The sequence below is a fragment of the Actinomyces urogenitalis genome (genome assembly GCF_002861525.1).
GTDB lineage: Bacteria > Actinomycetota > Actinomycetes > Actinomycetales > Actinomycetaceae > Actinomyces > Actinomyces urogenitalis.
The window spans coordinates 259,064-271,611 of the sequence record NZ_PKHA01000001.1 but is presented as its reverse complement, the minus strand read 5'-3'; the positions used below and the strand labels follow the sequence as shown (position 1 = coordinate 271,611).

The 12,548-nt window shown below is 69.7% G+C and carries 13 protein-coding genes; 12 read left to right on the top strand and 1 reads right to left on the bottom strand.

Translation table 11 applies throughout. The annotated features are described in order from the left end of the window. Positions 1-149 precede the first annotated feature (149 nt). The 4 genes from CYJ26_RS10640 to uvrC are packed head-to-tail and all read left to right on the top strand — an operon-like array spanning position 150 to position 3,462. Complete coding sequence (locus CYJ26_RS10640) at positions 150-317, top strand: hypothetical protein (RefSeq protein WP_156102110.1); 168 nt, start codon at positions 150-152, stop codon at positions 315-317. A gap of 39 nt (positions 318-356) precedes the next feature. Then, a complete protein-coding gene (locus CYJ26_RS01155) occupies positions 357-842 on the top strand; it encodes an RHS repeat domain-containing protein (RefSeq protein WP_101637792.1) in 486 nt (161 codons plus the stop codon). Between the two features lie 28 nt (positions 843-870). Continuing rightward, positions 871-1,260: a hypothetical protein gene (locus CYJ26_RS01150; protein WP_101637791.1), complete on the top strand. Its 390-nt coding sequence runs from the start codon at positions 871-873 to the stop codon at positions 1,258-1,260. 60 nt (positions 1,261-1,320) lie between these two features. Then, on the top strand, positions 1,321-3,462 hold the full coding sequence (gene uvrC, locus CYJ26_RS01145) for an excinuclease ABC subunit UvrC (RefSeq protein WP_101637790.1): 2,142 nt from the start codon (positions 1,321-1,323) through the stop codon (positions 3,460-3,462). 9 nt (positions 3,463-3,471) lie between these two features. Here uvrC and purT read toward each other — a convergent pair whose 3' ends face one another. Next, the gene (gene purT, locus CYJ26_RS01140) at positions 3,472-4,707 is read right to left on the bottom strand and encodes a formate-dependent phosphoribosylglycinamide formyltransferase (RefSeq protein WP_101637789.1); all 1,236 of its coding nucleotides are present in this window, start codon (positions 4,705-4,707) and stop codon (positions 3,472-3,474) included. A gap of 105 nt (positions 4,708-4,812) precedes the next feature. Between purT and rapZ the strand changes: the two genes are divergently transcribed. From rapZ to xerD, 8 genes are all read left to right on the top strand, one after another. Then, on the top strand, positions 4,813-5,784 hold the full coding sequence (gene rapZ / locus CYJ26_RS01135; protein WP_006549684.1) for an RNase adapter RapZ: 972 nt from the start codon (positions 4,813-4,815) through the stop codon (positions 5,782-5,784). Between the two features lie 2 nt (positions 5,785-5,786). Further along, on the top strand, positions 5,787-6,824 hold the full coding sequence (locus CYJ26_RS01130) for a gluconeogenesis factor YvcK family protein (protein WP_006549685.1): 1,038 nt from the start codon (positions 5,787-5,789) through the stop codon (positions 6,822-6,824). Positions 6,825-6,849: 25 nt separating this feature from the next. Then, positions 6,850-7,830, top strand: coding sequence for a DNA-binding protein WhiA (whiA, locus tag CYJ26_RS01125; RefSeq protein ID WP_024036437.1), 981 nt, complete (start codon positions 6,850-6,852; stop codon positions 7,828-7,830). 241 nt (positions 7,831-8,071) lie between these two features. Then, on the top strand, positions 8,072-9,079 hold the full coding sequence (gene gap, locus CYJ26_RS01120) for a type I glyceraldehyde-3-phosphate dehydrogenase (protein ID WP_006549688.1): 1,008 nt from the start codon (positions 8,072-8,074) through the stop codon (positions 9,077-9,079). 144 nt (positions 9,080-9,223) lie between these two features. Then, positions 9,224-10,417, top strand: a complete 1,194-nt coding sequence (locus CYJ26_RS01115; protein ID WP_006549689.1) for a phosphoglycerate kinase — start codon at positions 9,224-9,226, stop codon at positions 10,415-10,417. Between the two features lie 5 nt (positions 10,418-10,422). Continuing rightward, on the top strand, positions 10,423-11,202 hold the full coding sequence (gene tpiA / locus CYJ26_RS01110; RefSeq protein WP_006549690.1) for a triose-phosphate isomerase: 780 nt from the start codon (positions 10,423-10,425) through the stop codon (positions 11,200-11,202). A 160-nt stretch (positions 11,203-11,362) separates the two neighbouring features. Then, complete coding sequence (gene secG, locus CYJ26_RS01105; RefSeq protein WP_006549691.1) at positions 11,363-11,605, top strand: preprotein translocase subunit SecG; 243 nt, start codon at positions 11,363-11,365, stop codon at positions 11,603-11,605. After that, complete coding sequence (xerD, locus tag CYJ26_RS01100) at positions 11,589-12,539, top strand: site-specific tyrosine recombinase XerD (RefSeq protein ID WP_006549692.1); 951 nt, start codon at positions 11,589-11,591, stop codon at positions 12,537-12,539. The genes secG and xerD overlap by 17 nt, the downstream gene beginning before the upstream one ends. The last annotated feature ends 9 nt before the right edge of the window (positions 12,540-12,548 follow it).

Here is a 12,548-nt window from a genome sequence, read left to right as displayed (position 1 = left end):
TCAGGCTGCGAGCCTCATTCGTTCATGAGGCCCGAGGGTGACGGTCGATGTCGCCCAGAGCTCATAGACTTCTCACATGGTTTCGTGTCCGGTCTGCCACCGCCCCCCTCGAGGTTGGCGCAGCGCGCTGTGACGTCTGTGGCACTGTCATGGCCTGGCAGCAGGCTGGCGCCGAGGTACCACCTGCTGTGCCCGCGCCGCCCTCGCCAGCCACTGGTTCCCGGCGAGGACTGATGGTGGTCGCCGTCGTCGGGGTCATCGCGGTCGTGGCAGCGCTGCTCGGCGGGGTGTGGTGGCTGAGGCGACGGCCCGCGTAGCCGACCGAGAGGCCGACGGATCTGGCCGTCGTCGCCGGCGTGGTCCTGTCCTTCGTCGAGGACGCGGGGGTCCGCGAGGCCGTGGCCAGCCTGGACCTGTCCGCCAATACCAGGCTCACCGAGCTGTCCGTTCATGACGCCACCATGCTCACCGGCCTGGAGCAGGTTCCAGGAGTCACGCAGACCTGGCTGCTGGAGGAGGTCTCCAGTGACGTGGCGGGCTTCGGCATGACGCCCCTGGCGAAGGTCATGCGCGACGAGAGCGGACGGGTGACAGGGATCCAGCCGCGCGAAGGACCGACCGACGAGTACACCTATGACGAGGCTGGCCGCCTCGTAGGGACCTCCCTGTGGACCTTCGGCTACGACGAGGCCGGGCGGCTCGCGTCCGCCGTCGCCACCGGTGGAGGGCGGTCGGTGCGTTTCTTCTACGACGCCCAGGGGAATCCGGCACAGGTGTGGGACGCGGACCAGCTCACCGCCACCTACGAGTACGACGCCGACGGCCGCCAAGTCGGTCTATGACTACGACGAGCAGGGGCGAGTCGTCCGTGTGCGCCAGAGCGACGACTTTCTCAGCGGCCCGGTCCCGGACACCGAGCGCGCGATGACCTATGACGACGCAGGTCGTCCGGTCCAGATGAGCGTGGACGGCGTGGCAGCACTGGACCTGGAGCATGACGACTTCGGCAACATCAGTGCGGCCACGCAGCTGACCGGCACCTATCCGGGACGCTATGAGCTGAGCTGGAAGCGGTACGTCGGTCCCGCCGACCAGGCCCCCGCCCAGGGACTGGTCCTCGAGATCGGATTCCCTGCTCTTCTCGCGACCCAGGACCCGACCATCGTAGTCCAGGTCGGTGGTCTGGACTGGCCGGTGAGCCTGGACGGCCCACAGAATCCGGGAATGAGCCGTGGGGTCCTGACCCAATTCCAGTGGTAGGAGCCTGCGGTCTCGCCCCCCGGTGCCGGCTGAGCGGCCCTTCTCGCTATCCTGCCCCTCGTGGCTGATCCCTCGACCTACCGTCCTGCACCTGGCGAGATCCCGACCTCGCCAGGGGTCTACCGGTTCCTGGACGGCGAGGGACGTGTCATCTACGTCGGCAAGGCCAAGAACCTGCGCGCGCGGCTGTCGAACTACTTCCAGGACCTGGCCGCGCTGCATCCTCGCACCCAGAAGATGGTGACTACCGCCTGCGCCGTGGAGTGGACGGTGGTGGCCACCGAGGTGGAGTCCCTGGCGCTGGAGTACTCCTGGATCAAGGAGTTCAACCCTCGCTTCAACGTCATGTACAAGGACGACAAGTCCTATCCCTACCTTGCTGTGACCATGAGGGACACCTACCCCCGGGCCCAGGTGGTGCGCGGAGCCCGCAAGCCCGGTAACCGGTACTTCGGCCCCTTCGTCCAGGTCTGGTCCATCCGTGAGACCCTCGACCAGCTCCTGCGGGTCTTCCCGGTGCGCTCGTGCTCGGCCGGCGTGTTCCAGCGCGCCCACGCCTCCGGGCGCCCCTGCCTGTTGGGTTATATCGACAAGTGCTCGGCCCCGTGCGTCGGACGCATCTCCGCCCACGACCACCGCGCCCTGGCCGAGGACCTGTGCTCCTTCATGGCCGGGCGCACCGGACCCTACCTGCGCCAGGTGGAGGCCGAGATGAAGGCGGCGGCCGCGGCCCTCGACTTTGAGAAGGCGGCCCGCCTGCGCGACGACGCGGCAGCGCTGAGGAAGGTGATCGAGCGCAACGCCGTCGTCCTGCCTGACGCCACCGACGCGGACGTCTTCGCGCTCGTGCGTGACGAGCTGACCGCCGCTGTTCAGGTCTTCCACGTCCGTGGAGGCCGGGTGCGCGGTCAGCGCGGCTGGGTGATCGACGTCGTGGAGGACGCTTCCGACGCCGAGCTGGTCGAGCGCCTGCTCCAGCAGGTCTACGCCGACCTCGTTGAGCCGGCCGACGGCGAGCCCGGTGCACCGCTGCGCTCGGGCCCCACGACCTCCCTCGGCGTGGGACACCGGGCCCCGGCCGCGCCAGCGCCGCGAGCAGGCTCGGTCACCGCCGAGCAGGACGGGCGGCTGCGTGAGGACCGCAGCGAGGCGGCCACGAGCGTTGACGACGTCGCCCACACCGCCACCACGGCCGTGCCCCGCGAGATCCTGGTCCCGGTGCTGCCACCCGACGCCGAGGCCGTGGCAGCCTGGCTGACGGGTCTGCGCGGGGCGAAGGTGGAGCTGCGCGTGCCCCAGCGCGGGGACAAGGCCGCGCTCATGGACACGGTGCGCAAGAACGCCGAGGAGGCCCTGCGCCTGCACAAGACCCGCCGCGCCGGTGACCTCACCCAGCGCTCCCAGGCGCTGGAGGAGCTGGCGCAGGCACTCGACCTGCCTGAGGCACCGCTGCGCGTGGAGTGCTACGACATCTCTCATACCCAGGGCACCTACCAGGTCGGTTCCATGGTCGTCTTCGAGGACGGTGCACCGCGCAAGTCCGACTACCGTCGATTCCTCATCCGCGGCCAGGACGGTCACGGCGCCACCGACGACACCGCCGCCATGCACGAGGTCCTCACGCGTCGCTTCAAGCGGCTGCTGGCCGAACAGGGCCAGGAGCTCTCCCAGGAGGACGCCGAGCTCGTGGGAGAGGAGGGCGACGGCGTCGCGCTCGCCTCGGGCCCGATCGACCCCGAGACCGGACGGGCCCGGCGCTTCTCCTACGCGCCCAGCCTCGTCGTCGTCGACGGCGGCCTGCCCCAGGTCAACGCCGCGCGTGCGGTGCTCGACGAGCTGGGCGTCGACGTCCCGCTCGTGGGGCTGGCCAAACGGCTGGAGGAGGTGTGGGTGCCCGGCGAGGAGTTTCCCGTCATCCTGCCGCGCACCTCACCGGCGCTCTACCTCCTGCAGTACCTGCGCGACGAGTCCCACCGCTTCGCCATCACCCACCACCGCTCCAAGCGGAGCAAGGGCATGACGCGTTCAGTGCTCGACGACATCGCTGGGCTGGGCCCAGCGCGCCAGGCGGCCCTGCTCAAGGAGTTCGGCTCGGTCAAGCGCCTGCGCGAGGCCAGCGTCGAGCAGATCTCCCAGGTCAAGGGCATCGGGCCGGCGCTGGCGGCGGCGGTCGCCGAGCACCTGGGAGCCCAGGGCCGCTAGCGCGGCCGATCAGGCGGGCTGGGCGGTCTCGGGCGTGGGGCAGGTCGTCACGACGACGCTGCCTGCCGTGCGCTGGGCCCGCTCACGCGCGACCTCCACCTCTGCGGCGCTGGCCACGGCCACGCCCATCCGCCGGCCGGGGTGGGCCACGGGCTTGCCGAACAGGCGCAGGTCGGACTCGGGCTCGGCCAGGGCCTGCTCGATCCCGCTGAAGCACACACCGTGGCCGGCCTCCAGCGGAGACTTGACGACGGCGGAGGCCGCGGGGGAGCGCAGCGAGGTGTCCACCGGCAGACCGAGCAGCGCCCGGGCGTGGAGCTCGAACTCACTGAGCCGCTGGCTGGCCAGGGTCACCAGCCCGGTGTCGTGCGGCCTGGGGGAGACCTCGGAGAAGAGCACCTCCTCACCCACGACGAACAGCTCGACGCCGAACAGGCCCCAGCCTCCCAGCGCGCCGGTGACCTTGGCCGCGACCTCCTCAGCCCGCTCTATCGCGGCGGCAGGCAGGGCCTGAGGCTGCCAGGACTCCACGTAGTCGCCGTCGACCTGACGGTGGCCGATCGGCTCGCAGAAGCTGGTCACGGTCTGGCCGGTGCGCGGGTCGCGTGAGCGGACGGTGAGCAGCGTGATCTCGGTGTCGAAGTCCACGAAGCCCTCGACGATCACCCGACCGCGGTCCACGCGGCCGTCCTGGGCGGCGTAGCGCCAGGCCTGCTCGATCTGGCTGGCCTCACGCACCACCGACTGGCCGTGGCCGGAGGAGGACATGACGGGCTTGACGACGCAGGGAAGACCAACCCGCTCCACCCCGGCCCGCAGCTCGTCCAGGCTCGAGGCGAAGACATAGGGGCTGGTCGCCAGCCCCAGCTCCTCGGCGGCCAGGCGCCGGATGCCCTCGCGGTCCATCGTCAGCCGCACGGCGCGGGCGGTGGGCACCACGCGGACCTCGCCTGCCGCCTCAAGCTCGACCAGGGCGTCGGTCGCCAGGGCCTCGATCTCGGGGACGACGATCTGCGCGCCGCAGGAGCGGATCGCGCCGGCCAGCGCGACTGGGTCGGACATGTCCACGGTCAGCGCGTTGTGGGCCACCTGCTGGGCCGGGGCGCCGTCATAGCGGTCGATCGCGGTGACCTCGACTCCCAGGCGCGTGAGCGCGATGGCCACCTCCTTGCCGATCTCGCCGGACCCGAGCAGCGCGACGCGGGTGGCGTCCTGCGTCCACGGTGTACCGATCCTCGTGCCCAACGCCTTCTCCTTCGCTGGTGGGTCGTCCCGACCCTGCCTTCATTCACGGCGGGCACCGGGCCCACGCGGGCACCACGCTACCGGCGTTAGTGCCATGATCAGGTCATGGACGCCCACGACACCACCCCTGCTGCTCCAGCCGCCGCGCCCTCCAGCGACACCGTCCCCTACGGCATCCCAGCGATCGACCGGGCCACCCCGCCGGTCTCGCCTGCTCAGCGTCCCGAGATGCTCGTGGTCACCGGAATGTCTGGAGCCGGGCGCTCGCGCGCCGCCAACGCCCTGGAAGACCTGGACTGGTACGTGGTGGACAACCTCCCTCCCCAGCTGCTTCCGGCCCTGGCCGGCATGATGACGACGGTGGGCGCGGGCGTGCACCGCCTGGCCGCGGTGGTGGACGTGCGCAGCCGTGAGTTCTTCGCCAGCTTCATGCAGTACCTCAGCCAGCTGCGCGAGGCCGGTACGACGGTGCGCCTGATCTTCCTGGACGCCTCCGACTCCATCCTCATCCGCCGCTTCGAGTCCTCCAGGCGACCTCATCCTCTCCAGGGCACCGGCACGATCCTGGACGGCATCGCCCACGAGCGCACGCTGCTGGCCGGGCTCAAGGGACAGGCCGATGACGTGATCGACACCACCAACCTCTCCGTCCACGACCTGGCCCGACGCATCCGCGAGCTCGTGGCCAGCGAGTCCGATCTCGCCCTGCGGGTGACGGTGAGCTCCTTCGGCTTCAAGTACGGCATCCCGATGGATGCCGACCACGTCCTGGACGTGCGTTTCATCCCCAACCCCTACTGGGTCACCGAGCTGCGGCACCTGACCGGGCGTGACGCGCCGGTGGCCGAGTACGTCTTCCGCCAGGAGGGGGCTGCCGCCTTCGTCGACGGCTACGCCGACCTGCTCGTGCCGGCACTGCCGCACTACGTTGACGAGCTCAAGCCCAACGTCATGATCGCCGTGGGATGCACCGGCGGCAAGCACCGCTCGGTTGCCTCGGCCGAGCGGATCGCCGCCAGGCTGCGTCTGCAGGGATTCAACGTCGTCGTCCAGCACCGCGACCTAGGGAGGGAGTAGCCGTGAGCGAGCTCCAGCACCGCGCCACCACCCTCGACTCCGCCGGCTGGCGGCGCCGGGGCGAGGAGGGACCCGCCGTCGTCGCCCTGGGAGGCGGCCACGGACTGAGCGCCACCTTGCGGGCGCTGCGCCACGTCACCCACCGCCTGACCGCGGTGGTCACGGTCGCTGACGACGGCGGCTCCTCAGGACGACTGCGCCAGGAGTTCGACTGCCTGCCGCCGGGGGACCTGCGCATGGCGCTGGCCTCGCTGACCGACGACTCGGAGTGGGGACTGACCTGGCGCGACGTCCTTCAGCACCGTTTCGCCGGCCAGGGGGAGCTGGACAACCACGCTCTGGGCAACCTGCTCATCCTGGCCCTGTGGCAGCTGCTCGGTGACGAGGTCGAGGGCCTGGACTGGGTGGGACGCCTGCTGGCGATCCACGGGCGGGTGGTGCCCATGAGCAGCTCACCCCTGGTGATCGAGGCTGACGTCGTCGACGCCGCCCGACGCCGGCGGGTGCGTGGCCAGGTGGCGGTGGCCACGGCACGCGGGCGGCTGGAGAACGTCTGCCTAGAGCCCTCTGACGCCGTCGCCCATCCCGAGGCGGTGCGCGCGATCGACGAGGCGGACTGGGTGGTCCTGGGACCGGGCTCCTGGTACACCTCGGTGCTGCCGCACCTCATCCTGCCCTCGATGCGCCAGGCCCTGATGTCGACCAGCGCCCGCAAGGTGGCGGTCCTCAACCTCTCGACCCAGCGCGGTGAGACCGACGGCATGAGCCCGGCCGACCACCTGCGTGTGCTGTCCGACTATGCTCCAGGTTTTGGCCTGGACGTCGTCCTGGCCGATCCCTCCACTGTCGACGACCTGGACTCTCTGGCCCAGGTGTGTGAGCAGATGGGGGCGACCCTTGTCCTGCGTCAGGTACGGTCCGGTGACGGAAGCTGCCTGCATGACCCGCTGCGGCTGGCCGCCGCCTTCCGTGACGCCTTCGACGACGTCCTGGGAGACGTTGAGGCCGACCGGCGGGCCGAGCAGGAGCAGGCCTTGTGAGGACCACACTGGAAGGAGCATCTCCATGTCGCTGACGGTCACCGTCAAGGACGAGCTGGCGCGCGTGGTACCTGGCCCCATGCCCCAGCGGCGCGCCGAGGTCGCCTCGATGCTGCGCTTTGCCGGCGGACTGCACATCGTCTCCGGTCAGATCGTCGTCGAGGCTGAGCTGGACCACGGCGGGGCGGTACGGCGCCTGCACCGCGAGCTCAAGGACCTGTACTCCCTGGAGCCCGAGGTCATGGTGGTGCGCGGAGGCTCGCTGCACCGCGGATCGCGCTACGTGCTGCGCGTGAGCGAGCGGGGGCGTGACCTGGCTCGGCTGGCGGGGCTCGTGGACGCCCACGGGCGGCCGGTGCGCGGCATGCCGGTGGCCGTGGTCCAGGGCGGTCGCGCCGCGGCGGCAGCGGCCTGGCGTGGTGCCTTCCTCGCGCGGGGCTCGCTGACGGAGCCGGGACGCTCCTCCTCCCTGGAGATCACCTGCCCTGGCTCCGAGGCGGCCCTGGCCCTGGTGGGGGCCGCGCGACGTTTCGACATCGCTGCCAAGGCCCGGGAGGTGCGCGGCGCCGACCGCGTGGTGGTGCGCGATGGCGAGGCCATCGGCGTGCTGCTGGAGAAGATGGGGGCGGTTGAGGCCTACCGTGTGTGGGGCGAGCGCCGCTCGCGCCGCGAGACACGGGGAACGGCCAACCGCCTGGCTAACTTCGACGACGCCAACCTGCGCCGCTCGGCCCGTGCGGCCGTGGCCTCCGGGGCGCGGGTGGAGCGTGCCTTCGAGATCCTGGGCGACGACGTCCCCGAGCACCTGGTCCAGGCCGGCAGGCTGCGCATGGAGCACAAGCAGGCGAGCCTGGAGGAGCTGGGCCAGCTCTCTGAGCCCCAGCTGACCAAGGACGCCGTGGCGGGCCGGATCAGGCGCCTGCTGGCGATGGCGGACAAGCGCGCCCACGAGCTGGGGATCGCGGACACCGAGTCCGTCCTGACCCAGGACATGCTTGATATGTAGCCGCGGCCTGGGACCACGGTCCCGAAGCCAGGCGCGACCTGTGTCACGCCCGACCTGGTGACGCCGGTTCACGGGTGCGCTGTTCGCCCTTGGCGTGGTGGCCGGTCGCGCTGGCAGCCCGCCTGCCGCTAGACTCGCCTGTGCCGGACACGAAGGGCTCGGCTCTCGTGCCTCGGTGCACACACTGTGTGCATACAGTTACGAAGACGTGCGCCCGACCGGCGCACTAGGAGGACACAAAGTGACCACCCGCGTTGGTATCAACGGCTTCGGCCGCATCGGCCGCAACTTCTTCCGCGCCGCTCTGGAGCAGGGAGTCGACTTCGAGATCGTCGCCGTCAACGACCTCACCGACATCAAGACTCTCGCCCACCTCCTCAAGTTTGACTCCGTCATGGGTCGTCTGAACGCTGAGGTCTCCTACGACGAGGAGAACATCATCGTCGACGGCAAGGCCATCCGCGTGCTGGCTCACCGCGACCCCGCCGAGCTGCCCTGGGGCGAGCTGGGCGTGGACATCGTCATCGAGTCCACCGGCTTCTTCACCGACGCCACCAAGGCCAAGGCCCACGTGGACGGCGGCGCCAAGAAGGTCATCATCTCCGCCCCGGCGAAGAACGAGGACGCCACCTTCGTCATGGGTGTCAACGACAAGGACTACGACCCGGCGAAGCACAACATCATCTCGAACGCCTCGTGCACCACCAACTGCCTGGCCCCCTTCGCCAAGGTTCTCGACGAGAACTTCGGCATCGAGTCCGGCCTCATGGTGACGGTCCACGCCTACACCGGTGACCAGCGCCTGCACGACGCCCCGCACAAGGACCTGCGTCGCGCCCGCGCCGCTGCCCTCAACATCGTCCCGACCTCCACCGGTGCCGCCCGCGCCGTGTCCCTGGTCCTCCCGCAGCTCAAGGGCAAGCTCGACGGCTACGCTATGCGCGTCCCGGTTCCCACCGGCTCCGTCGTCGACCTGACCTTCAAGCCCTCCAAGCCGGTCACCGCTGAGGAGATCAACGCCGCTATGAAGGCTGCCGCTGAGGGCGAGCTCAAGGGTGTTCTGGAGTACTCGGAGGAGGACCTCGTCTCCACCGACATCGTCCACGACTCCCACACCTCGATCTTCGACTCCAAGCTGACGAAGATCATCGGCGACCAGGTCAAGGTCGTCTCCTGGTACGACAACGAGTGGGGCTACTCCAACGCCCTGGTGCGCCTGACCTCCCTGGTCTCCTCCAAGCTGGCCTGACGTACCGCTCGCAATGAGCACCTGACGACGACGCCCGCGCACGCCACTGCGTGCGCGGGCGTCGCCTCGCCAGGGCTCCTTTGGGCCGCGGGCGTGCCCTGGTACGCCGCAGCCCGCCCCACCCCACTGACAGAAAGAGGCCTCATGAAGACCATCGAGTCCCTGGGCGACCTGCGCGGCAAGCGCGTCCTGGTCCGCTCCGACTTCAACGTCCCGCTCGACGCTGAGAAGAACATCACCGACGACGGCCGTATCCAGGCCGCCCTGCCCACCCTCAAGACCCTCCTGGAGGCCGGCGCCAAGGTCATCATCGTGGCGCACCTGGGCCGCCCCAAGGGGCAGGTCAACCCCGACTTCTCCCTGGCCCCTGTGGCCAAGCGCCTGGCTGAGGTCACCGGTGTCAAGGTGACGCTGGCCGAGGATACCGTGGGCGAGTCCGCCAAGGCCGCCGTGGCCGGCCTGGCCGACGGCGAGATCGTCCTGCTGGAGAACGTCCGCTTCAACGCCGCCGAGACCTCAAAGGACGACGTCGAGCGTCAGGCCTTCGCCAAGGAGCTCGCCTCGCTGGCTGACGTCTTCGTCTCCGACGGCTTCGGCGTGGTCCACCGTAAGCAGGCCTCCGTCTACGACGTCGCCCAGATCCTGCCGGCCGCCGCCGGCCTGCTCGTGGGCAAGGAGATCGAGTCCCTGTCCAAGGCCGTCAACGACCCTGAGCGCCCCTACACCGTGGTGCTGGGTGGCTCCAAGGTCTCCGACAAGCTGGGCGTCATCGCCAACCTGCTGGGCAAGGCCGACCGCCTGCTCATCGGTGGCGGCATGGCCTTCACCTTCCTGGCGGCCCAGGGCTACGAGGTGGGAACCTCGCTGCTGGAGAAGGACCAGATCGACACGGTCAAGGGCTACCTGGCCACCGCCAAGGACAAGGGCGTCGAGCTCCTCGTCCCGGTCGACGTCGTCGTCGCCCCCGAGTTCAAGGCCGACGCACCGGCGACCGTCGTCGACGCCGACTCCATCCCGGCCGAGCAGATGGGCCTGGACATCGGTCCCAAGACTCAGGCTCTGTACGCCGAGGCCATCGCCACCTCCAAGACCGTGGTGTGGAACGGCCCCATGGGCGTCTTCGAGTTCCCCGCCTTCGCTGCCGGCACTAAGGCCGTGGCCCAGGCGATCTCCGACTCTGAGGCCTTCAGCGTCATCGGTGGTGGCGACTCCGCTGCCGCCGTGCGCACGCTCGGCTTCGACGAGTCCACCTTCTCCCACATCTCCACCGGTGGCGGCGCCTCCCTCGAGCTCCTCGAGGGCAAGACCCTGCCCGGCATCTCCGTCCTGGAAGGCTGATACAGATGAGCAACCGCACCCCGCTGATGGCGGGCAACTGGAAGATGAACCTCGACCACCTCGAGGCCAACCACCTTGTCCAGGGCCTGGCCATGGAACTGAAGGACTCTGACCACGACTTCGCCAAGTGCGAGGTCCTGGTCATCCCTCCCTTCACCGACATCCGCACGGTCCAGACCATCGTCGAGGCCGACGGCCTGGACATCACGTACGGCGCTCAGGACGTCTCCATCCACGACAACGGCGCCTACACCGGTGAGATCTCCACCGCCATGCTCACCAAGCTGGGCTGCAGCTACGTGGTCATGGGCCACTCCGAGCGCCGCGAGTACCACAACGAGTCCGACGCCCTGGTGGGCGCCAAGGCTCGCAAGGTGCTCGATGCCGGAATGACCCCGATCCTGTGCTGCGGCGAGGCTCTGGAGATCCGCAAGGCTGGCACCCACGTCGAGTTCGTGCTCGGCCAGATCCGTGCCGCCCTGGAGGGCTGGAGCGCCGAGGACGTCGCCAAGATCGTCATCGCCTACGAGCCCATCTGGGCCATCGGCACCGGCGAGACCGCGACCGCCGAGGACGCCCAGGAGGTCTGCGGCGCTATCCGTCAGGCTCTGCGCGCCGACTACGGTGACGCGACCGCTGAGGCCACGCGCGTGCTTTACGGTGGCTCGGCCAAGCCGGGCAACATCAAGGAGCTCATGGCCCAGGCCGACGTCGACGGCGCGCTCGTCGGTGGCGCCTCGCTCAAGGCCGACTCCTTCGCTGCCATGGCGAGCTTCTACGCCTGAGCCGGCCCCGTGGCGAGGTCTACCTCACACCGAGAGTGACCGAGGCCCTGTCATCTTCTGAGGAAGGTGACAGGGCCTCGGCCCGTTCATCAGGTATGGTCAAGCACTGGCGCGGTTCCTGACCGCCCGGCACGGCCCACACACAGCGAAGGAAAGACGCATGGACATCCTGAAGATTGCTCTCGAGGTGCTCCTCGTTCTCTCCAGCTTCTTCCTCATCATGACCATCCTCATGCACAAGGGCAAGGGAGGTGGCCTGTCGGATATGTTCGGCGGTGGCATCACCTCCTCCGCCGGCACCTCCGGTGTGGCTGAGCGTAACCTCAACCGCATCACCGTCGGCGTGGCGATCGTGTGGGCCCTGGCGATCGTGGGCCTGGGGCTCGTTGTCAAGTTCGGCTGAGCTGCCGGTTGCGCTGGAGCGGGCGCGTCGTGGCTACCTGGCCCACCTGCGCGTCGAGCGTGGGCTGAGCCCCAACACGCTGGCGGCCTACGAGCGTGATCTCACGCGCTACTGCCGCTTCCTGCTCGCGCGGGGAGTCCAGGATCTCGCAGCCGTCACGGAGGCGGACGTAGCCGCCTTCCTGGAGGCGATTCGCACCGGTGACGACGGCGGCCGGGCTCTCGCTGCGTCGTCGGCCTCCCGGACGGTGACGGCGGTGCGCGGCTGGCACAAGTTCCTGCTCGATGAGGGCAACACCGACGTCGACCCGTCGGCCGCGGTCCATCCTCCGCAGGTGGGCCGGCGCCTGCCCAAGGCCCTGTCAGTCGAGGAGGTCCAGGCGCTGCTGGAGGCCGCCAGCACTGATGACTCACCCCGCAGCCTGAGGGACCGGGCGCTGCTGGAGCTGCTCTACGCCACGGGGGCGCGTATCTCCGAGGCGGTCGGCCTGGTCATCGATGACCTCGACCGGGAGTCAGGCTGCATCCGGCTGTTTGGCAAGGGCCGCAAGGAACGCATCGTGCCGGTGGGCCAGTATGCCTGGGACGCGCTGGACGCCTACCTCGTCCAGGCACGGCCCGTCCTGGCGGCCAAGGGCCGGGGCGTGCCGGAGGTCTTCCTCAACACCCTTGGACGCCCCCTCTCGCGCCAGTCCGCCTGGGGCGTACTGCGCCAGGCCAGCGCGCGGGCGGGCCTGGGAGCTGACAAGCACGTCTCGCCGCACACGCTGCGCCATTCCTTCGCCACGCACCTTCTGGCCGGCGGCGCCGATGTGCGGGTGGTCCAGGAGATGCTCGGCCACGCCTCGGTGACCACCACACAGATCTACACCAAGGTCACGGTGGAGCACCTGCGTGAGGTCTATGCCACGAGCCACCCCCGTGCCCGCGGCTGATCTCGGATA

What these genes read in the sequence shown, in the direction of transcription:
- CYJ26_RS10640 (WP_156102110.1), top strand. Translation starts at nt 150, where the DNA reads ATGGCCTGGCAGCAGGCTGGCGCCGAGGTACCACCTGCTGTGCCCGCG.
- rapZ (WP_006549684.1), top strand. Translation starts at nt 4,813, where the DNA reads ATGGACGCCCACGACACCACCCCTGCTGCTCCAGCCGCCGCGCCCTCC.
- whiA (WP_024036437.1), top strand. Translation starts at nt 6,850, where the DNA reads ATGTCGCTGACGGTCACCGTCAAGGACGAGCTGGCGCGCGTGGTACCT.
- CYJ26_RS01115 (WP_006549689.1), top strand. Translation starts at nt 9,224, where the DNA reads ATGAAGACCATCGAGTCCCTGGGCGACCTGCGCGGCAAGCGCGTCCTG.
- tpiA (WP_006549690.1), top strand. Translation starts at nt 10,423, where the DNA reads ATGAGCAACCGCACCCCGCTGATGGCGGGCAACTGGAAGATGAACCTC.
- secG (WP_006549691.1), top strand. Translation starts at nt 11,363, where the DNA reads ATGGACATCCTGAAGATTGCTCTCGAGGTGCTCCTCGTTCTCTCCAGC.